This is a genomic window from Shewanella sp. FeAMO (assembly GCF_053653955.1).
Window position 1 is genome coordinate 354715 of record NZ_CM132201.1, and the last position, 21024, is coordinate 375738.

Annotated in this window: 20 protein-coding genes; 10 read left to right on the forward strand and 10 right to left on the reverse strand. The window is 53.9% G+C overall.

Features of this window, described 5'->3' with window-relative positions:
- Window positions 1-14: 14 nt before the first annotated feature.
- The 5 genes from ACWAU4_RS01705 to ACWAU4_RS01725 all read right to left on the reverse strand — a co-directional run bounded on the left by ACWAU4_RS01705 (window position 15) and on the right by ACWAU4_RS01725 (window position 4709).
- Window positions 15-593: a lipid-binding SYLF domain-containing protein gene (locus ACWAU4_RS01705; protein WP_454290425.1), complete on the reverse strand. Its 579-nt coding sequence runs from the start codon at window positions 591-593 to the stop codon at window positions 15-17.
- A 186-nt stretch (window positions 594-779) separates the two neighbouring features.
- Complete coding sequence (locus ACWAU4_RS01710) at window positions 780-2840, reverse strand: S9 family peptidase (RefSeq protein ID WP_454290426.1); 2061 nt, start codon at window positions 2838-2840, stop codon at window positions 780-782.
- Window positions 2841-2908: 68 nt separating this feature from the next.
- Window positions 2909-3766 (reverse strand): hypothetical protein, encoded by an 858-nt coding sequence (locus ACWAU4_RS01715; protein ID WP_454290427.1) that lies wholly within the window; start codon window positions 3764-3766, stop codon window positions 2909-2911.
- A gap of 57 nt (window positions 3767-3823) precedes the next feature.
- On the reverse strand, window positions 3824-4210 hold the full coding sequence (locus tag ACWAU4_RS01720) for a nitrous oxide-stimulated promoter family protein (protein ID WP_025011925.1): 387 nt from the start codon (window positions 4208-4210) through the stop codon (window positions 3824-3826).
- Window positions 4211-4349: 139 nt separating this feature from the next.
- Window positions 4350-4709 (reverse strand): DsrE/DsrF/TusD sulfur relay family protein, encoded by a 360-nt coding sequence (locus ACWAU4_RS01725; RefSeq protein ID WP_045283603.1) that lies wholly within the window; start codon window positions 4707-4709, stop codon window positions 4350-4352.
- Window positions 4710-4979: 270 nt separating this feature from the next.
- On the opposite strand from ACWAU4_RS01725, the gene ACWAU4_RS01730 reads away from it, so the two are divergent.
- The 7 genes from ACWAU4_RS01730 to ACWAU4_RS01760 all read left to right on the forward strand — a co-directional run bounded on the left by ACWAU4_RS01730 (window position 4980) and on the right by ACWAU4_RS01760 (window position 10377).
- A complete protein-coding gene (locus ACWAU4_RS01730) occupies window positions 4980-5810 on the forward strand; it encodes a hypothetical protein (RefSeq protein WP_342197736.1) in 831 nt (276 codons plus the stop codon).
- Between the two features lie 113 nt (window positions 5811-5923).
- Window positions 5924-6256 (forward strand): hypothetical protein, encoded by a 333-nt coding sequence (locus ACWAU4_RS01735; protein WP_025010847.1) that lies wholly within the window; start codon window positions 5924-5926, stop codon window positions 6254-6256.
- A 5-nt stretch (window positions 6257-6261) separates the two neighbouring features.
- A complete protein-coding gene (locus ACWAU4_RS01740; RefSeq protein WP_044733505.1) occupies window positions 6262-7734 on the forward strand; it encodes a protein adenylyltransferase SelO in 1473 nt (490 codons plus the stop codon).
- A gap of 16 nt (window positions 7735-7750) precedes the next feature.
- Window positions 7751-8044 carry a DUF3630 family protein gene (locus ACWAU4_RS01745; RefSeq protein ID WP_144134341.1) on the forward strand — a complete coding sequence of 98 codons (294 nt, stop codon included), beginning with the start codon at window positions 7751-7753 and terminating at the stop codon, window positions 8042-8044.
- Window positions 8041-9042: a serine/threonine protein kinase gene (locus ACWAU4_RS01750; RefSeq protein WP_045283604.1), complete on the forward strand. Its 1002-nt coding sequence runs from the start codon at window positions 8041-8043 to the stop codon at window positions 9040-9042. Before ACWAU4_RS01745 ends, ACWAU4_RS01750 begins: the two co-directional genes overlap by 4 nt.
- A gap of 159 nt (window positions 9043-9201) precedes the next feature.
- On the forward strand, window positions 9202-9813 hold the full coding sequence (locus ACWAU4_RS01755) for a thiol:disulfide interchange protein DsbA/DsbL (protein ID WP_025889862.1): 612 nt from the start codon (window positions 9202-9204) through the stop codon (window positions 9811-9813).
- A gap of 351 nt (window positions 9814-10164) precedes the next feature.
- The gene (locus tag ACWAU4_RS01760; protein ID WP_025010850.1) at window positions 10165-10377 is read left to right on the forward strand and encodes a DUF1107 domain-containing protein; all 213 of its coding nucleotides are present in this window, start codon (window positions 10165-10167) and stop codon (window positions 10375-10377) included.
- A gap of 2 nt (window positions 10378-10379) precedes the next feature.
- On the opposite strand, the gene zapB is transcribed toward ACWAU4_RS01760, so the two are convergent.
- On the reverse strand, window positions 10380-10583 hold the full coding sequence (zapB, locus tag ACWAU4_RS01765; protein WP_025010851.1) for a cell division protein ZapB: 204 nt from the start codon (window positions 10581-10583) through the stop codon (window positions 10380-10382).
- A gap of 202 nt (window positions 10584-10785) precedes the next feature.
- Between zapB and ACWAU4_RS01770 the strand changes: the two genes are divergently transcribed.
- The gene (locus ACWAU4_RS01770) at window positions 10786-11133 is read left to right on the forward strand and encodes a RidA family protein (protein WP_037468030.1); all 348 of its coding nucleotides are present in this window, start codon (window positions 10786-10788) and stop codon (window positions 11131-11133) included.
- Here ACWAU4_RS01770 and ACWAU4_RS01775 read toward each other — a convergent pair.
- Entirely contained in the window at window positions 11130-11408 is a 279-nt protein-coding gene (locus ACWAU4_RS01775; RefSeq protein WP_028781134.1) for a Rho-binding antiterminator, read from the reverse strand. The two genes, ACWAU4_RS01770 and ACWAU4_RS01775, sit on opposite strands and share 4 nt — an antisense overlap.
- A gap of 277 nt (window positions 11409-11685) precedes the next feature.
- On the reverse strand, window positions 11686-12240 hold the full coding sequence (locus ACWAU4_RS01780; protein ID WP_025010852.1) for an outer membrane beta-barrel protein: 555 nt from the start codon (window positions 12238-12240) through the stop codon (window positions 11686-11688).
- A 236-nt stretch (window positions 12241-12476) separates the two neighbouring features.
- On the opposite strand from ACWAU4_RS01780, the gene ACWAU4_RS01785 reads away from it, so the two are divergent.
- Entirely contained in the window at window positions 12477-13835 is a 1359-nt protein-coding gene (locus ACWAU4_RS01785) for a lipase family protein (protein WP_045283605.1), read from the forward strand.
- Window positions 13836-13940: 105 nt separating this feature from the next.
- The gene (locus ACWAU4_RS01790) at window positions 13941-15032 is read left to right on the forward strand and encodes a branched-chain amino acid aminotransferase (RefSeq protein WP_025889864.1); all 1092 of its coding nucleotides are present in this window, start codon (window positions 13941-13943) and stop codon (window positions 15030-15032) included.
- Between the two features lie 60 nt (window positions 15033-15092).
- Here ACWAU4_RS01790 and ACWAU4_RS01795 read toward each other — a convergent pair whose 3' ends face one another.
- Together ACWAU4_RS01795 and prpF are read right to left on the reverse strand one after the other, a co-directional pair.
- The gene (locus ACWAU4_RS01795; RefSeq protein WP_454290428.1) at window positions 15093-19529 is read right to left on the reverse strand and encodes an EAL domain-containing protein; all 4437 of its coding nucleotides are present in this window, start codon (window positions 19527-19529) and stop codon (window positions 15093-15095) included.
- Window positions 19530-19757: 228 nt separating this feature from the next.
- Window positions 19758-20957 carry a 2-methylaconitate cis-trans isomerase PrpF gene (gene prpF / locus ACWAU4_RS01800; protein ID WP_025010854.1) on the reverse strand — a complete coding sequence of 400 codons (1200 nt, stop codon included), beginning with the start codon at window positions 20955-20957 and terminating at the stop codon, window positions 19758-19760.
- Window positions 20958-21024 lie beyond the last annotated feature (67 nt).

Genomic DNA, 21024 nt, shown 5'->3' on the forward strand with positions numbered 1-21024 from the left:
CCTCACCCATGGGCTTATTGCGCTTCGAAGGTAAATGATTGTCCGGCAAGTGCGGCTTCAACCATGAGGCCACCCTTGGCAGCGGTAAACACCGCCATGCCGTTGATATAGGAGGCCTTGGCAGCCTGACTGCCGCCGGATTGGCCGGCTCCGGCCGAGTTGCCTGTAGTACCGGCCTGAGCGTTGGCACCGGCGTTGATGGCTACGGCGGAAGCCTGGGCGCCGAATTCAAAGCTGCCGCTGGTAAAGTCGCGGTAGGCCTGTTCATCCTTAAAGAAAATAATCTCACTGTAGGCCTGACCACCGATTTGAAAACCGATGGAAACTTGAGTCATGCTCGACTCACCGGTATAAACGCCGCCGCGATAGACACGTCCTTTACCATAGGCCGCCCCTATGCCCAGACCTCCCTTGCCGACAGTGGGGAATATGGCGTAACCATAGGCAGAGTCGAAGAATTTATGGGTTTCACTGGCTTGTTTGAAGGTAGCTATGGCACTGCTGTAGCTGTCATTGGCACTGGCCGTCGGGATCAGCAGCAGGCTGCTCGCCAGGGCTAATAAGGCAAACAAGGCACTTGAAATGGCTTTCATGATGAACCTCCAAATTGAGAGTCTTAAGCTCCCCGTCAATGAGAGACTGGGTACCTGTAGGTACTCTTGAGCTTACTTGTCCGGCAGCAAAAATACAGAGGGGGAGACTAAAAAAGCGCCGATAACGGCGCTTTTTGGAGTGAATGTCAGCCAGAGTTCAGTTAACCCATCTCCTATACAGCACTGCTAAGGAAAGGGTTTGCCGAGAACATAATGTTCAAACCAGGCCTGATCCCAATCCATCTTGGCTTGTTTGTGCTTGTAGCGGCTCAAACCATGGCCTTCACCCGGGTAAGTAATCAGTTCCACCGGCACATTCAGGTAATGCTTGAGGGCGCGATATAGCCCCTGGGCGTGCCCTAAAGGTACCCTGGCGTCTTTCTCTCCGATATGGATAAGTGTCGGGGTCTTTATTCTGTCTGCATGCGTCAGCGACGAGCCATGGGTATAAGCCTCGGGTTTTTCCCATGGCAAGCCCTGCATAAAGTTGACCACATGTCCGGGCGTGTCTTCCAGCATCCATTGCAGGCGCTGATCGAATACCCCGGCCCCTGAACTGGCGGCCTTGAATCTGTCGCTACTGGCGATAAGTGCATTGGTCAGATAGCCGCCGTTGCTCCAGCCCATGACGGCCAGCTTGTCGGCATCGACCAGGCCCTCGGCAATCAGCTTGTCCACACCGGCCATGATGTCGTTTACCTCAATCTCGTGTTCATGGCCCACCAGATCAGTGAGGAACTTGTCGCCATAACCGGTAGAACCGCGGTAGTTGGGCGACAACAAGGCCCAGCCGTTGGCGGCGAAAGTGGCACGGCCATAGGATCTGTGTTGCAGTGCAAACGGGGTAGCGGCAGTGGGGCCTCCGTGAATTTGCACAACAAGTGGCAGGGGGCCATCGGCTTTGCGGTAGCCGGGTGGTAATTCCAGTATGCCTTCAACCTGAGTGCCATCGGCGGCTTGCCACTTGACTATGCTCAGTTGTGGCAGCAACCAGGAATCGGTTTGCGGATTGATATTGGTCAGGCGTTTGGCCGGTGCTTTGCGCTTCTCGGCGTTGGCGATGAACAGATCGTAGAAGTGATCCAGGCCGTTATGGCTGAACGCCAGTTGCTTGCCGTTGTGACTGAAACTGTAACTGCCGATGACGGTATCATCCTGCAGCAGAGTCCGGGTGTCACCCTGTTCCAGGTCATTGATTTCAGTGCAGTAGAGGCGTACCAGTGCATGATCGGCGCCGCGATAGCAGATCTCTTCGCTGCCCGGACGCCAATGGATGTCGCCGCCGCTGAGTGTCATATCACCCTGGCGTTTAACACTCAAAGGTGCCTGTTCGGGTTTACTGGTATCACTGATAAACAGCCTGCCTGGATGGCCGTCGAAATCGATTCTGAAGGCGAGACGGCGGTTATCCTCGGCCCAACTCAGCCCCAGCAGCCAGCCGTAAGGGGAGGGCGCCTGTTCACGCCAACGCTTGTCGGCCAGAACCAGGCTGCCGGCGTTTTTGATATCGAAGACTTCTACCTTGGACCAACCTTCCAGATTGACCAACTCGTTGTCTTCTGTGGTGATCCGCGCCAGTTTATTGCCATCATGGCTGACGCTGAACTCCCAAACCACTTTGTCATCATCCAGCAGCAACTGCTTGCGAAAATGGTTCAGATCCAGGCGGTACAGGGGATTGGTATTGCGACTGCCGTGAGCATACCCAGGGCCTTGGTGAGCGGCGCGCATACCGGCCCAGGGATCTTTGTCTGTCAGGGTCTTATGGGTCAGGAAATAGAGCTGGCTGCCATCGTCACTCAACTGGTAACTCTTGACGCCACCGGTCTCTTGGGTAACGGGAACAGCTTCACCACCTTGGATAGAGAGACGATAAATTTGCGGTTTGGCGTTGAAGGGCGCCGGCTGCTCGGCATTGCCGCGGCTGCTGAGAAAGTAGATATATTGGCCATCCGGGCTCCAGCTGATAGCGCTTTCACTCTCGTTGCTGAAGGTCAGTCGTTTGCTCTGGCGGCTCTTGCTGTCGACCAGCCAGATGTCTTTCTGGGCCTTATCCAGATTTTTGTCCCAGCGCGATTCCAGCCAGGCGGCCATTTTGGCATCCGGGCTGAGCACTACCTGGCCCATGTTGGCTATCTCGAAAAAGTCCTGGTTGGTTATTTTATGCTGCCGCTCTGCGGCCAATACCTGGGTTCCCATACCGATAAGGCACAGGGCCAGCAGGCTGTAGCTGTTAGGCAATCCCATCTCTGTTCCTTTGTTTTTGTTATTAAAAGCCGCATTAGATTAACGTAAAGGTCACAGCCTGGGCGATGTTACTTATCTTTTTTTTCGTGCAGTATCTCATTGAGAAAATCCAGCTCTTCCTTATCGAGAGGCTGTTTGGGTACAGAGGTGGCTTGAGCACGGGATTCGCGTCCACGCAGATAGGCGGCGCGGGTGAGCTGATTGAGGCCGTAGATGGCCAGCAGATAGAGGGTCAGCAGCAGTGCCAGTCTCGGGATTGCCTGCGCCACAGCCGAAAACTGATCGCCGAGAAACAGAGTCAAGAGTACGGCAATGTTACGAACCAACCAGTTCAGTATCAGTGCCAGGGTCAATACCAGCAGCCAGTTACTGCGCAGCTGTTGCAACCTGTTGTCCTGCTGAGCCGATGCATGAAAGTGGCGCTTCATCAGCTGCAGCACCAATACCAGGTACAGGGTAGTTTGCAGTAACAGCAACAGTGGCAACAGCAGGGAACCCCAACTCAGGCTGGGCTGGTAGCCCAGTAGAGCCACACCAGTGACCAGGCTGGGATTGAATAGCCACAGCAACACCACCAGGAACATGGCAAGTATGGACGGCAACAGATGCTTGAGCGGCAACCTTGCATCTACAGTCGGCCTGAGTTGTTGCTTCAGGTATTGATACAGTGCCGGCATCAACAGGAAGTACAGCGGCAGTAATAACAGAAACAGCAAATGGATAGGCGCCGGGGTATTGTCACTATTGAACAGGCCGGTAAAGAAATAGAGTGCCATCAAGGCAAAGATGCCGGCGAGCAGTCGACGTTGGCTATGGCTGTCCTGATAGACAAAGCGGGCGTAGATGGACAACGCCAGGCAATGCAGGCCTCCAAGCAGCGACAGCCACCAGTAAGCTTGGGTAAAAATGTCGCTGAATGCAGTCATCTGGCCCCCTTAACGACATTCTTATCTCAGCCGCTTGAGGGGTGCAACAAAAAATAGTCAGTTTTTGGCGCACTGCATGCGCTTATGGCGGTTGGAGGCATCCTTCGGGGGCTTGCCCGGTGCGGCTTTGCGCTCGCACCAGAGGTGGCGCAGTGCCAGTATCGGGTGGCTCAACAGCATTCTGGGACCGGCGTAACGCATCACCTGACGCATCTGTTCTTTGGGTTCAGGTTTGTAGCAGTGTACCGGGCATTTGTTGCAGGTGGGCTTGCTTTCACCGTAGGGGCAGCGGTCGAGGCGGGTGTGAGCGTACTCCATCAAGGCCTGACAGTCGGGGCAGAGGCTGCCATCTTCAGTTCTGGGGTGATGGTCACGGCAGTAGATCCACACCATGGCAGAAACAGTGCGGAATTCGGTCAGTAGTTTTCCTTGCAGCAGTTCCATAGCCTTACCTTAGTAAATAACTCAACTATGGTCATCTTAGTCCTGAGGCGGGGCAGGGTTCAAAGTCAGTGGCAGGAATTATGAAGGTGCGCACAAAATGAAGCTTTATGCGCACCCAGGGTCAAATGACAAGTTAACCCTAGATATGGATAACCTTGTCGGCTTCCAGTGTCCAGCGGCTCAAATCGCCGAGTGTGCCAATGGTGGCACCGTCCAGCAGCATGTCGGCCACTACGCCGCGGGCTTCAACACAGGTCTTGCACAGCAGCAAGGGCACACCCTGAGCGGTAAGGATTTCAAACATCTGCTGCAGGTTGTAGCTGAGATCAGGGGTATTCTGACCTTTTACTGCGCCAAAGACAGCATCTGACATCAGGAATAACTTGAGCTCCACTTCGGTCTGCTCCTGGTCTTTCAGCGCCAGGGCGATACGCAGAGTGTTGAATAATTTTTCTGTGCCATAAGGGCTGGCGTGAGCCACTATCAGTAATTTTTGCATCTGAATCCTTGTTTGCCATTCTTGGGATCAAAACCCTGGGAGTGTACCAGCTTGTATCTGTCGATGGCGCAACAGGCTTCACAGACTGAGTTTCAATTGCAAAAAGCGCCTAAAAGCGAGCAGAAAAAGCATAAATACTTGATTTATACTAAGACGATACTCTATTAATATCGGTTAAACTCTGTGCAGAGCGGGGTGGCTTTGGCGGATTGCCAATACCACAAAACAGGGCCGCCAGTTGGCCCGGCACTCAAGAAATGGTGGGCGAAGATGTTTCAAATTCTGGTCGTAGTACTGTTGGTCGCAGTGGGTATTTTCCTCTATAACCGGGCGCAGCGGCTGGCAAAAGAGGAGCGTGATGAGGCGCTTAAGCTCAAAGACAGAGCTTCGGCCATGCCTCAGGCACCACAGGCCGAGACGGAAAACGAGACTCAGGAGGAGCACCAGAGTGTCGATCTGGACTTTGCCGAATCGAAAGAGCAAGCCGAACCCAAGCCTCAGCCATCGGCTGAGCAAGCGGTCGCAGAGTCGCCTGAGCTTGAACCTCAAGCGGAAAATATCGCCCCTGAGGTGGAAGTTGGCCGCGCCGAGGTTGAGACTGTCCTGCCAGAGCCAGAGCCAGAGCCAGAGCCAGAGCCAGAGCCAGAGCCAGAGCCAGAGCCAGAGCCAGAGCCAGAGCCAGTCAAGGCGGCTGCGCCGGATATCAGTTGGGGCAATATCACCCTCAAGCGGGCGATGGAACAGTATCAGGCCTCTGAAGGCGCTATCGAAGCGCATGATGCTTTACTGGCCGTGATAGGTGAATGCTACAAGCAGCGGAAAAACAGCAAGTATCTGCAGTTGGGGCAAGAGTACGATACCGCATATAGCGCCCTGTTTGCCGCCAGTCGGGAGAAAGTACTCAGCAAATCACCCAAGGCCGAGTTCAAGGGCACGGGTTTTATGCAGCTCTCTACCCTGTGCAGCGATGCAGGTCGTTTCGATGCCGCCATAGCTCTTTGCAACAAGGCGATTGAATATGGGCTGGAAGATGGCACAGTTACGGGCTTTGAAGGTCGTATCAAACGGATAGAAAAGGCCAGGGATAAAGCCTCAGCCTGAGTACAAAAGCCGATTCAATGTGTAGAATCAAGCAAGGAGTGAAGGGCAAAGTGCTTTTTCACTCCTTCCCAAGCGAGCCTGCGGGTTCGCTTTTTTATTGATGGAGAGCCGCAATGAAACCAGCGACTTTATGGGTTGCCCTCACTTCGCTGTTGCTGCTGGCAGCCTGCAGCAAGCAGCCGCAATGGACCCTGTTTTACTATCCGGATACGGATATACAGCAGCCGAATAGAGATAAGTCGGACGTCGAGCCGCAAACGGCCGAGACGTTGGATCGTTACCACGCCATTGCCGGTTATTATCAAACCCTGCAGCAGTGCCAGGACAAGGGCAGAGGCATGCAGCGCCTCAATGAGGGCAAGGGCAGCTTCGAGTGTGGTCACAACTGCCGTCTCGACGACAGGGATATGATAATCTGTGACCAATGGCACAATAACGGCCCCTAAGGGACATGAAATTTAAACAGGATTACTTCACCCGCCTGGCGGGATTTTACCAGCAGGTACTGCCTGCCGGGCTACCTTCGCCCCATTGGTTGGCCTGGAGTGATGATGCGGCGGTGCTTTTGGGCTTGGCTGGCCCCAATGAAACCCTGCTGCAGCAACTCGCCGGCAACCAGAGAATGCCGGGCGCCGAATATTACGCCCAAGTCTACAGTGGACATCAGTTTGGCGGCTACAGCCCCAGGTTGGGCGATGGCCGTTCGATCATTCTCGGTGAGGCGCAGGGGCCTGACGGTGCCTGGGATCTGGCCTTGAAGGGCGCGGGACCCACGCCTTACTCGCGTCACGGTGATGGCCGTGCAGTGATGCGTTCTGCGGTGCGCGAGTTTCTGGTTTCCGAGGCGCTGTATCATTTGGGCGTGCCCACCACCAGGGCGCTGGCGGTGATCGGCTCTGAGCTGCCGGTGTGGCGCGAGTCGCTGGAAAAAGGCGCCATTACCGTGCGCCTGGCCCGTAGCCATATACGTTTTGGTCACTTCGAGTATTTCTGTTACAGCGAGAAGGGTCAGGCCGACAAGCTCAAGCAGCTGCTCGATTTCACCCTGAGCCAACATTATCCCCAGCTCAGCCTGGACTATGAGGGCTACAAGGCCTGGTTTGCTCTGGTGGTACGTGATACCGCGCGTATGATAGCCCACTGGCAAGCGGTGGGCTTTGCCCACGGGGTGATGAATACCGACAATATGTCGATTCTCGGTGACAGCTTCGACTTTGGCCCCTTCGCCTTCCTCGATACCTTCAAGGAAGACTTTATCTGTAACCATTCTGATCCCGAGGGACGCTACGCCTTCGGTCAGCAACCCGGCGTCGGCTTGTGGAACCTGCAACGTTTGGCGCAGGCGTTGACGCCAGTGCTGGCTTCCGATGATTTGATAGCCGCGCTCAATAGCTATCAGCATGAGTTAGTGCAGCAATATCTTGGTTTGATGCGCGCCAAGTTGGGGCTGGCACCTTTGGCCGAAGATTTAAGCCTTGATGCCCGGCTGGAGCAGGACAACAAGGACCTGGCGCTTATCGGCGCCTTTACCGGCTTGTTGGAACAAAACGCCTTGGACTACACCCAGAGCCTGCGCCGCTTTGGCGAGCTGGATCCCAAGGCAGAAAACAGCAGTCTGAGGGATGATTTTATCAATCGTCAGGGCTGGGATGATTGGCTGCCCGAGTACCGGTGCCGTATCGATACTCGCCAGGGACTTGAGCAGTGGCAGGCCGAGCGCCGGGCCCACAACCCCAAATATATCTTGCGCAACTATCTGGCTCAGGAAGCGATAATTGCCATCGAAGAGGAGGGCAATACCCAGCCGCTTGAGCAGTTGCACCAGCTCCTCAGACGCCCGTTCGATGAACAGCCTGAGATGCAGGAGTATGCCAAGCGACCTCCGGATTGGGGGCAGGGGTTGATCATGTCCTGCAGTAGTTAAGAAATAGGATTAAAAAATGCAGTATCAAAATCTTAGCTTGGATCCCGAGCATAAAACCCTGTCGATGACGGCCGGGGTCGAGTTCGAAGCCTTCGACAGCTTTGCCGAGCCCCTGTGCCGGGCGCTCGATGCCAAGGTGCTGGAGCGGCAATGGGGGGCTGATCGTCACCAATGGCTGCTGGATTTTGAAGGCAGTCTCTTGTGGCTCAACTATGAGTTCTACGGCGATGTGTGCTGGTTGAGCTGCCAGAATGAACAAGACTGGGATGTGTTGGTATACCTGAAGCACTTACTGGAGTCACAGGCATGACAGAAAAGCAGGCCACGGCGGCGTTTCATTATCGGGATCTTTCCCCTGAACTGATTTTGGATGCCATTGAAAGTCTGGCGATTTACCCCGAGACGGGGCTAACGCCACTCAACAGCTATGAGAACCGGGTCTATCAGTTTCGTTGCGATCGTGGCCAGAGGTACGTGGTTAAGTTCTATCGCCCCGAGCGTTGGACCGATGCCCAGATTTTGGAAGAGCATGAATTTACGTTCGAGCTGGCCGAAGCCGAGATCCCCATTGCTGCACCTGTGGTGCTCGACGGCTGCAGTCTGCATCACTTCAAAGAGTGGCGTTTTGCGCTGTTTCCTTCCATAGGAGGTCGCAGCTTTGAGGTGGACAACCTGGATCAGATAGAGGGTGCCGGCCAGTTTATCGGCCGTTTGCACCAGTATTCCCGTGGCAGCCTGTTCAAACAGCGCCTGAATCTGACGCCGACAACCCTTGGTACTCCGGCGCTGGAACAATTGCAGCGCACAGAGCTGATCCCGAACGCTATGCGGGAACATCTGCTCGAGGCGGCGTTAAGTCTCTTCTCTGAGCTGCAGCGGCGTTGGCAAGGTATCGAATACCAGAGTATGCGTCTGCATGGCGATCTGCATCCCGGCAATATTCTCTGGACCCCCAATGGCCCTGGGTTTGTCGATCTCGACGATGCCTGCAACGGCCCTGCGGTGCAGGATCTGTGGATGATGCTGTCTGGCAATAGGCAGCAACAGACGCTGCAGTTGGAAGTCTTGCTGGAGGCCTACGAGGCCTTCTCCAACTTCGATACCAAAGAGCTGCAGTTGATAGAGCCACTCAGGGCTCTGCGAATGCTGCATTACAACGCCTGGCTGGCCAAGCGCTGGGACGACCCCGCGTTTCCGCGCCACTTCCCCTGGTTTGCGACCGAAGAATACTGGCAACAGCAGTTGCAAGCCTTTAAAGAACAGCAACAGCGCCTGGATGAAGCACCACTGAGTCTTATTCTTTATTGAGGCTGCATCGAACGAGTGCCGGGCGTTGAGGATATGGCCGCCCGGCATTTGGATTTAACAAAAAGGGAACTCAGAGCTTGAGTTCGACTCAAAAAGAAGATTATGTTATTCAGCAACTCCAGCAGTGTTGGCTGAAATTTTAATAAACAAGGAACTCCAATGAAGAAAATCCTGATGTTGGCGGCGGCATTTTTGCTGCTTCCCCTGGCGGCCACAGCGGCCCAGTACAAAGAAGGCGTGCATTATACTGTGGTTAGTGAAGGCCCCGCCTCCGCCAAGCCTGAAATCACAGAGTTTTTCTCTTTCTACTGTCCTCATTGCTATAACTTTGAAAAGAACGTGATCCCCAAGCTGAAGGCTCGTCTGCCCGAAGGTGTGGCTTTTGAGCAAAACCATGTCGACTTTATCGGCCGCGAGATGGGTGTTGAGATGTCCCGTGCTTTCGCCACTGCCGAAGTACTGAAGGTGTCTGATAAGGTCAATCATGCCATGTTCAGCGCGATTCAGGACAAGAAGCAGCATTTCACCAATCGTGACGACATCAAGGCTATCTTTGTTGCCAATGGTGTGGATCCCAAGCAGTTTGATTCTGCGGCCAACTCTTTTATGGTCAACAGCATGGTGGCTAACATGAAGCGCAACACAGAAAACGCCAAGATCTCAGGTGTTCCAGCGCTGGTGGTGAATGGTAAGTATCGGGTTGAAACCGGTGCCATCAAGTCTTATGACGAGATGTTGGATATTGCTATCTATCTGACTCAGCTGAAATAATTTAGCATCTAAATACAAAAAAGGGCCTTAATGGCCCTTTTTTGTTACCCGGAAAACAGCTGGGCATAAAGCAAAAAAAAACCGTACTCCCTGGTCGCAAGAAGCACGGATTAGAGCCATAGGGCTCAGTTTTTACCCTGAGTAACGGCTTTACTCTAGCAGTGCGTCAAAAAATTGGCAAGTGTTGCTTTATTGACTAATTCACCTGGGCGAGAGGTATAACAGCAAGATTTTTAGAACAAAGGCGCATATTTGCGAATTTTGACTCATTTTCCCGGATTGAAATGAAACCTTCCACCGGGTTGGGGGGTCAAAACTTCGGGATCGGAAATCAACTAAAGGAGGTTTCTCGTGCGTGTATTTCCTGTCTATGCTCCCAAGCTGATTGTCAAACACGTAAGGATATTCTTGACCGGCGCCGTCTGGGTGAAAGATCTGGGAAGATTAGAGTTTGATAAAGGGCGCTTTTTGCTGCCGAGAAAAAGCCTGCCAAAGGTAAAGCAGGCTATCATGGAATTGAACGAACTCATTGAAACTCAGAATAGCCAAGCTAAAACCGTTTAGATTCAGTTGACTTCGTCGTTGAGCAGACCAACAAGGCCGGTGACTTTCTCGTTCCACGAGTTGAGATCTTGCTGAAGTTGTTGGTTTTGCTCTATCAGATGGGCATTCTTCTGCTTTTCTTCTTCCAGCTCCATTTTCAGAAGCTCAATATTTTCGAGCGCGGCCTGGATCTTGGTCTCCAGTTTGGACAGTAATTCTAGGCTCATACAGGAGTCCTTAAATAGTTGGGCGAATGAGATATTGATTCTATCAGTGCCGCTGGCTTAAGGAATAGCTCTTATCTCCAAGTGTCCAAAAAATATGCGATAAAATTGGCTGTTTGGCAGTTTTTTTCACTTATCTGAACCACAACTGTCCCAAGCCGACTTTTGCCGGATAAAATAACGGTTTTCACCTGGAACCAAGCCGATGACAATTCAACGTATCGATACCAATCCGCGCATGAGCAGCATAGTGATCCACAACAACACGGTTTATCTCTGTGGTCAGGTTGCCAAGGATAAGTTTGCCGATATTCAGCAGCAGACCCGTACCATGCTCGAAGAGGTGGATGAACTGCTCGAGCGGGCTGGCAGTAGTCGTGAGCGGATCCTCTCTGCGACTATCTACCTGAAACAGATGAGCGATTATGATGCCATGAATGCTATTTGGGATGCCTGGCTACCGGCGGGGCATGCACCGGCCAGAGCCTGTGTGGAGGCGGCTATTGCCGAACCCGAGTATCTGGTGGAAGTCTCGGTTATTGCGGCGATTTAAATCTCACAGCCTGCCGAGGCAATCAGCACTCGGCCAAACTCGGCGCCTTCCTGCTCAGGTGTGATAGCCAACAGTTGATCCATTCGAATGGCGCGGTTGCTGGTGGCCGTTTGCACCAGCAGCCACTCGCTCTTGTCGGGACGGGTCTCGGTGATCAGCGCCTTGCCATGCAGTATCTCTCCTTGCAACAGCTCTATTTTCAGCGGATAACCGCGAATACAGGCCAACTCCAGGTAATCATAGCGGCCGCAATCTATGGCTTGGTAAGGTTTCATATCTTGGTCTTTTAGTTTGAAGTTAAATTATGCGCTTCCAGATGGAAGCTTGAGCTATCCAAAGTTGCACCTGCTTCCATGCAGAATGGTATAAAAGTAGTTCGAATTTTCACTTATACCAAAATAACTTGCAGTAAATTGTGAGACATGAACCTGGTGGGGGAGTGGCTTGCTAAAGTCGCTGTATCGTCGTGGCTGTTAACCATGCCACTCGATTCAAGAAGAGATATTAAACAAAAAGCCCCATAAATGGGGCTTTTTAGAGGCTGGAGTTTGGCTAGAATCGATAGTCGACACTCAGGTACAGTTGCTGGGTGTTATCCAGTGCATATTTGCCTGAGTCTATCTTGTTGTCATAGTCCTGCTTCAGATAGCGATAACCTATCTCGGTATTGAGATTGTCGCTCAGCTTATACACCAGACCTGTCTGACCACCCCAGACAAAATTATTGTCTGATTCCAGGGCACCGCTATCCGGTGCCGTGTGGTTGATACCGGCGCTGGCACCGACAAACCAGTTCAGTTTGTTGGCCTGATCCAAACCTATCAGGTAGTCATAGGAAACCAGTCCCATCTGCTGCTTGGCAAAGTCATCGCTGTTGTAGCTGTACGTCGCGTAAAGACGCTGGTTGGGGGTCAGGAAGGCACCACCACGCAGCATGTAGACGGCATTGCGATCATCATCGCTGAACTTGCCGCCATCAGTGGGCTTATGAGAGTAGTCATTTTGCTGCGCACCAACACCGCCGCCAACAAACCAGTCAGCTGCAAAAGAAGGGGCTGAGAAAGCGAGAGCCGCAGCGGAAGCCAGTACTAGAGATTGAATTTTCATAATTTACTCCTGGATCCGGGAAAGTCCGGATGGCTGTTTTTAAGCCGGGTCAACTTGTGTTCATCGGCAGGTTAGGACCGCTTTACTGAACTCCACCTGAATGAGAGCTGGATCGGGTTTTTAATCGTATGTATTGGCTTTTTGTGTTAAAAAACCTGATGTTAGAAATTCCAATTGTTGTGGGTCAGTGATGGGTTTGTGGTCGAAAAATAGACTGTTAACCTGAGGGAAAAGGGATGAGACTGGTATTTGTACACGGCTGGAGTGTGACGTCCACAGAGACCTATGGTTATTTGCCGCAGGCATTGGCCAAGCTGGCAGACACTGAGCTTGAGGTGAGTCATCTGCACCTGGGACGCTATATCAGTTTTCAGGACCAGGTGAAGTTGGAGGACGTTGCGCTGGCCTTCGAGGCTGCCAGACGTGAAGTGCTGGGGGATGAAGCTTTCGCGGTGATCACCCACAGCACTGGAGCAGCCGTGATACGTTGCTGGTTGGAGACCTTCTTCGGAGCCCAAAAGTTGTCGGCTTGTCCCGTGACTCATATGATCATGCTGGCACCAGCCAACCACGGCTCCGCCTTGGCACAGCTTGGCAAGTCGCGCCTCGCCAGGATTAAGGCCTGGTTCGATGGATTGGAGCCGGGGCAGAAGATCCTCGACTGGTTGGAGCTGGGCAGCCTGGGGCAGGCTGCTTTAAGTAAAGCCTGGTTGAACTATGATTTTGAGGCCGCTCGGCTTTGGCCCTTGGTGCTGACCGGCGAAAGTATAGATGCGTCCCTCTATGATTATCTCAACTCCTATACCGCCGAGCCGGGCTCGGATGGTGTCGTGCGGGTAGCCGCGGCGAATATGAATTATGCTCGCCTGCGCCTGGTGGAGCAGGTACAGGAATGTGACAGCTTTGATGGTGCCTGCGTGGCCAAGCTGGCGCCGGAAAGTTTCATTCAGGCCCCTGTCAGTGGCTTCGGCATTATTCCCAAGGCCTGCCACAGCAAAGAGAAAATGGGGATCATGCGTTCCGTCAGTCGTAGAAACGCTGCCAACAAGCCGGTAGTGCAGGCGATTCTGAATTGGTTGAAGGTCGACTCGGTAGAGGCTTACCGCCGTGCCTGTCAGGAGCTTACGCGGCAAACCCAAAGCCGGACCACCAAGAAGCGTTACACCATGCTGGTGATTCGGGTGTGGGATGATACCGGCGCCGCCATAGAGGATTTCGATTTTTATCTGCTCAGTGGCGAGCAGTATCTGCCGGGTATTCTGCCAAGAGGCTTTATGCAGGATAAGCAGCGCAACCAGCAGAGCCCCAACTGCCTGACCCTGTATCTGGATGCCGCCAAGATGCAGACCCTGTCTCAAGGGAAAATCGGCTTTAAGTTGGTACCGCGCCCAGATGATGGCGCCTGTTATTATCGTGCGGTTGAGTTCCAGTCTGATGCCGGCGCGGTATCCAGGCTGTTAAAGGAGGACGCCACTTTGGAAGTGGATCTCTTGCTTAAGCGGCACAGGGATGCAGGGCTGTTTACTCTGGTCAGCCCTGAAGAGGGCGGCGACTTTTCCCGCTTAGCTCCCCAGGGGGAACTTACCGATATTTGATGGCTAAATTTTTTACAGTACTCCTGCTGGACACAGGCCTTGGTCCTCTTGACATTATTCCGGGCGCTCCCTAGTCTGCTTGAACAATAGTCAAGGTGGTAAGCAATGGAAATCAAGTATCAGTTAAAGCCCGCCGCAGAGCGTCGCTCAGAGCAGTTTTGCCCTGAAGGTAATGTTGGCTTTGGTCGTCTGCGCACCGACCATATGTTCATGATGGATTATTATGATGGCGAGTGGCGGGATCCCCGCATCGTCCCCTACGGTCCGTTTGAGATGGCTCCCGGCGCGATGGCGCTGCATTATGGTCAGAGTATTTTTGAGGGCGCCAAGGCCTTTATGCATGAAGACGGTGAGATTTATACCTTCCGTCTCAACAAGAATGCCGAACGCATGAACCGCTCTGCCGATATCGTCTGTATTCCCAATATTGATGAAGCCATGCAGCTTAAGGCGATCAACGCCCTTATCGATGTCGACCGTCTCTGGTTCCCCATGCAGGACGGGGCTTGCCTCTATATTCGACCCTTTATTTTTGCCACCGAAGACAGACTGTCAGTCAGCCCGGCCAACCGCTACACCTTCTGTGTGGTGATGAGCCCCAGCGGCGCCTACTATGGTGAGAGCCTCAACGCCATTCGCCTGCTGATCAGTAAAGAATTCCACCGTGCAGTATCCGGTGGTACCGGTGCCTCCAAGGCCGCCGGCAACTATGCCGCTTCACTGCGTGCCGGTAAGGCTGCCGCGGCTCACGGTGCTTCCCAGGTGCTGTATCTGGACTCGACCAATGAATATATCGAAGAAGCCGGGGCGATGAACCACTTCCATATTCTCAAGGATGGCACAGTGATCATCCCTGAGTTTACCGATACCATACTCAAGTCGATCACCTCACAGTCTATTATTGAGCTGGCGCCACTGCTTGGCTGTGATGTCCGCCAGGAGCAGGTCAAACTGGATGATTTTATTGCAGGTGTCGAGTCGGGCGAGATCATCGAAGCCGGCGGTTTCGGCACAGCAGCCGTGGTTTCTCCGGTCGGCTCCTACATTTTTGAAGATGGCCGGGTGGTCACTGTTGGTGACGGCAAGGTGGGTGAACATGTCAGTCGCATCTATCGAATTTTCACCGAAATCCAGAAAGGGCACAGACAAGGCCCTCAAGGTTGGGTTTGCAAAGTGCCCAGGCTGGAGAAGGCATAAGCCAATAACTAATTATTGATAAAACGCGGCCATTTGAGCCGCGTTTTTTATGGGGTGATGCTATTTTCGGCCGAGTAAGGCTTGTGCTTGCGCTTCTGTCATTGGGCGCCCCAGCAGGAAGCCCTGTGCCTGATCGCAGCCCTGGGCGGCGAGGAAGTTAAGCTGGGCCTGGGTTTCTACCCCTTCTGCCACCACCTGTAACTCCAGGCTGTGAGCCAGGACTATGATGGCGCTGGTAATGGCGGCATCATCAGGATCTTTGGTGATATCACGGACAAACTCGCGGTCAATCTTCAAGGTGTTCAGCGGGAAACGCTTGAGATAGGCCAGACTGGAGTAGCCGGTACCGAAGTCATCGACCGCCAGGCTTAACCCCAACCCCTTCAGTTGATTGAGTATTTCCACTGATTCCAGCGGTTGCTGCATCACAGCCGACTCTGTCAGCTCTATCTCAAGTAGATCTGCAGCCAGACCATGCATGGCAAGAGCAACCTCTATGCTGGAAATAATGTCAGTCTGCAGCTGTTTGGCGGAGATATTGATCGCTATCGGAACCGCTTCCAGCCCCTGATTCTGCCAGCGCTCCAGTTGACTGCAGACACTCAGCAGTACCCACTGACCTATGGCGTTGACCAGGCCGGTTTCCTCGGCCAGCGGAATAAACTCCGCCGGAGAAATAGGTCCCAGATCCTGGCTTTCCCAGCGCAGCAGGGCCTCCATGCCGGTGAGTTTGCCGGTATGGACGCAGAATTTGGGTTGGTACAGCAGATAGAATTCGTCGCGATCCAGCGCCTGTTTCAGCCCGGCTTCCAGCTGCACATGGCGCACCGCATAGGCGTTGAGTTTAGCTGTGTAGAACTGGAAGTTATTGCGCCCCAGCGACTTGGCATGGTACATGGCGGTATCGGCAAACTTCAGCAATTCCAGCGCCTCTTCGGCATCATCCGGATAGAGGCTGATGCCTATGGATGGTGAAACATTGAGGCTGAAGTTCTCCAGTGCGAAGGGGCGTTCGAACGCCGCCAGCAGTTTTTCGGCGATAACGGTCGCCGCCTTGGTTTTTTGCAGGCCTTCGAGGATGATGATGAACTCGTCACCGCCCAGGCGGGCAACCGTATCTCCATCTCTTATCGCTTGGGTCAGTCTGGAGGAAACCGCTTTCAGCAGTTGATCGCCCACATGATGGCCCAGAGAATCGTTAATGTGTTTGAACCTGTCCAGATCCAGAAACAACAGGGCGACCATGTTACGGTTACGGTGCGCCTGGCGCAGGGCATGATCCAGTCTGTCCTGGAACAGAGTGCGATTGGGCAGGCCGGTGAGCTGATCATAGTTGGCCAACAGGCGCAGGTCTTCCTCGGCCTGTTTACGGTCTGTGATATCGGTAAATACCACCACGAAATGACTGGCTTCGCCCTGGCTGTTGAGCACCTGATTGACTTCCATCCATACCAGCAGCGGCTGCTTGCTGTGGGTGCGGATCTGCACTTCACCGGACCAGTGTTTTTGGTTCAGCAATTGATGCTCTATCTGCTGATAGAAGCTTCTGGCGTAGAGTCCTCGGGTCAGGAACAGGAAAGACTTGCCGGAGATCTTCTGTTCGTTGAAGCCGGTAGTGCTGCAAAACGCCGGATTGACCGAGATGATGCGGTAGTTGAGATCGCAGACCACCACAGACTCATTCATGCTTTCCAGTACTTGGGACGATAGCCGCAGCGCCTCTTCCTGGCCACGGCGCATGCTGATATCCGTGTAGGTGCCCGCCAGGCGCAGAGGTTTGCCACTACGGTCGCGTTCGACTATTTTACCGCGATCCAACACCCAGCCCCAGTGCGTGTTGCCAAGCTTGATACGATACTCGGCCTCGAAGAATTCGGCATCCCCCTGCAGGTAGCTCTCCAGTGCCGCTTGAACATGGGGCCTGTCGTCGGGATGTACCAGCGCCATCTGCCGACTGGCGTTGGTTTCCAGTGGTGCTTCCGAGCCTTGTTTGGGGCCGGTAACGAAGAAGCGATCGTCTTCCAACTGCCAGTCCCACATCCGGTCACCCGAGCCCCAGAGCGCCAGTTTCAGCCTCTCTTCAGAAAGCTGGATATTGGACTGTGTTTGCTGCTCGAGACGACGTTGCGACAGGAAACGCCTTAGCCAGAGGCCAAACAACAACAGCGCCAGTGCCAGATAAAACAGATTAGCCAGGGTGGTGCGGTAAAAAGGGGCCGGCACTGTGAGTTTTAACAACAGTTGCTCATGTCCTTCGGGATTGTGCTGCAACTGATGGCGGGCAAACAGCCGATAGTCGCCGGGCGCCAAATTGGTATAGCTGATCTCGTGCAGCGACTGGGCCGGATGCCAACTCTTGTCCCAGCCCTCAAGGAAAAAGCTGAATCTGTGGCGTTGGGGATAGGCAAAATCCAGTGCAGTGATCTCAAAGCTTATTAACTGCTCACTATAGGGAATCGTCAGCTCGGGTATATGGCCAAGATCCAGCCTGGGAAAATAGCTGTTGCCCAGGCGGTAACCGGCCAGGGCAAGTTTGGGTTGTTTGCGTACCTTGGGCACCTGCTGAGGGTAGAAATGGTTCAACCCATTGATGCCTCCAAACCAGATACTGCCATCCTTGTCCTGCCAACTGACATTGCCGTTGAATTCCAGCGCCTGCAAACCTTCATATTCGTTGAAGGTCAGCACCTTTTCCTTGTCGATGGCAAAGCGGCTGATCCCTGAATTACTGCTGAGCCAGAGGTCGCCGCTCTTGTCCTGCTCCATGGCATAGACGGTATTGCCCGGTAATCCCTGATTACGGCCGAAGTGTTGCAGCTCATCCTGGCGCAGGCGACTGAGGCCACCGTGAGTGGCAAACCAGATATTGCCGTCCCTGTCTCTGAGAATATCCCGCACCATGGGATTGGCCAGGCGATCACCGCGGATGATCTGCTGTTGGCCGGTGTCGGGTTGCAGCCAATAAGCGCCATTGGTGGTGCCGACCCAGATGCCGTTGTTGGCCGTGGTCAGGCTGAGGATCATCTGCGACTGTGGCCCTTCTTCAAGATACTCGTTGACAAAGTGGGCCTGGAAAACACCGGTATCCGGGTCGAAATGGTATAAAGTGTTGCCGGCACCGAGCCAGATCTGTTCATCTGGGCTGATGATCAAATCGCGAATACCGGGTTCGTTGCCCGGGGGCCGATACAGCTGCATTTGGCCGTTATTGTTCAGTCTTATCAAGCCTTCACTGCTGGCCAGCCATAACCTCCGGCTGCTGTCCTCGGTAATCGCCCTGATAGTGAGATCCAAAAAGGATTCATCCTGCCCAAGTAGTTTGGCAAGCTGGCTGTTGTGGGAGAAAAATCGGCCATCTTGATCCATATGAAATAAGCCGGCCCTGTCGGTGCCCAAATACAGCAAGCCGTCGCCGGAGCGAAAAATGGCGCGGATATTGTTGTCCCGCTGGCGCTCCAGGGGTTGTTGATTGTTGTAGATATGCTCGAAATACTGCCGGGCCAGGTTCACCTTGTCTATGCCTGAAAACAGGCTGCCAATCCACAGAATACCGTTGTTGTCCTGCAGCAGGCTGTAGACATCATTATCGCTGAGGCTATTGGGATCGGATGGGTCATAGCGGTAGTGCCTGGCTTGCCACTGGCCTTCTTTAAGTTGTAGCTGGATAAGCCCCGTCTGTTGGCCCCCTAGCCAGATGCCGCCCCTGCTGTCAAAGATAAACTCCAGAATGCCCCGATTGGGCGTTGGCAGCCGGTAGATGAACTCTGGGTTTTTCAGCCCGGGCGGATAACGCCAGAGTGCATCATCGATAACCAGCCACAGGGCGCCATCTTCGCTCTGGCGGGCCTGTACCGGATGACCATGTTCGGCATCGGGTAAGGGCAGGGGCTTGAGTCCTTCATTGCGCAAAACCAGCAAACCATCACTTTGGGTGCCAATCAGCAGAGCATCTTTTCCTATGGGAGTCAGTACCCGGATATCGGCGTTGATATTTTGCCCCAGTGACAACTCATGCAGCTCGCCGCTGACCGTATCCAGGGCGTAGAGTCCATTGCCGCTTCCAACCCAGAGTGTCTCACCCACCAGAGTCAGGCGGTTGATTCTTTTGCTGTTGATCCCCTTGTCACGGCCAACGGGAGTGAATACTCCCGTCTGTAGATCCAGGCGATTCAGTCCGCCGTTGAAGGTGCCTATCCACAACTGCCCCCGGCTATCCTGCAGTATGTCGGTGACATGATTATCCGACAATGTCTGGCTGTGGTAGGGGTCATGTTGAAACAGAGTAAATTCGATGCCGTTGTAACTGTGCAGCCCATCCTGGGTGCCAATCCACAAAATGCCCGCCTTGTCCTGGTAGAGGCTGGTGATGCTGTTCTGATTCAGGCCATTCATGCTGCTGACATGCTGGAATCTGAGCTGGGGCGCAGGTTCTGCCCTGAGCTCAAACAGGCAGACAGATAACAGTAGAGCGGCGAGTAGGCAGCAGATCCGAGACAAGAGGCCCTCTTTTTTCAGTAGGTTTTTGATTGGTGAGAATTTATTTTATAACAGATTTCTTTTCTCAGTTTGGCAAACTTTATCGCACTTTATCCTACTTTGTTGCCCAGTTGATAACAGAAAGGAAAAAAGGCCCCGCCGGAAGGGAGGAAGCGGAGCCTTTTGGAAAGGGGGAGAGGCAATCGACAGCTGTGTTATCAACGACTGCCATCGAAAGCCAAGCTACTGTTAAAAACTGTCGTCCGGAATTCGTACTGCGCCTTCCATCAGGATACGCGCCGAGCGACTCATGATGGCCTTGGTCACCTGCCACTGGCCGTCTTTGAACTCGGCTTCGGCGCCGACTTTCAAGGTGCCAGATGGGTGGCCGAAGCGTACCGAACTGCGCTCACCGCCGCCGGCCGCCAGGTTAACCAGGGTGCCCGGGATAGCCGCGGCCGTGCCTATGGCCACTGCCGCCGTGCCCATCATGGCGTGGTGCAATTTACCCATGGACAGGGCGCGAACCAAGAGATCGACGTCGGTTTCTGCCAGCTGTTTGCCACTGGAAACCTGATGCGCCTGCGGTTTGGCTACAAACGCTACCTTGGGAGTGTGTTGGCGGGTTTCGGCTTCGGATAGCTCCTTAATCAGCCCCATGGCCAGCGCGCCGTGTGCCCTAAGCAGCTCAAAGCGAGCCAGCGCCTCGGGATCGCCGTTGATCTCCGGCTGTAGTTCGGTGCCTTGATAGCCGAGATCGGCGGCATTGACGAAAATGGTCGGGATCCCGGCGTTGATTAGCGTCGCCTGAATTTTACCGCTGGGGTGTACTTGGGTGGGAACCGTCAGCTCATCCACCAGCTTGCCGGTAGGGAACATGGCACCGCCGTCTTCTCCGTCATCGGCTGGGTCGATAAATTCCAGCACAATTTCGGCGGCGGGGAAGGTGACACCGTCGAGCTCAAAGTCACCGGTTTCCTGCACTTCACCGGCGCTGACCGGCACCTTGGCGATAATGGTCTTGCCGATATTGGCCTGCCAAATCCGCACTTCGCAGATGCCGTTTTCCGGTACCCGTTCCGGGGCCACCAGACCGGCATGCAGGGCAAAGGCGCCTGCCGCAGTGGAAAGGTTGCCGCAGTTGCCGCTCCAGTCGACAAAGGGCTTATCTATGGAGACCTGACCATAGAGGTAGTCCACGTCGTGGCCGGGAACCTGGCTGGCATTCATGATCACGCATTTGCTGGTACTCGAGGTCGCGCCGCCCATGCCGTCTGTGTGTTTACCGTAGGGGTCCGGGCTGCCGATGACCCGCATCAACAAGGCATCGCGGGCCGGGCCGGGCACTCTGGCCGCCTCGGGCAGATCGTCCAGGCGGAAGAACACTCCCTTACTGGTGCCGCCGCGCATATAGGTGGCGGGAATTTTTATCTGTGGTTTAAATGCCATGGCATTGGATCCTTTGACATGAATATTCTTATCAGTCGGCCATAACCTTGGCTATGGCCGACTTGGT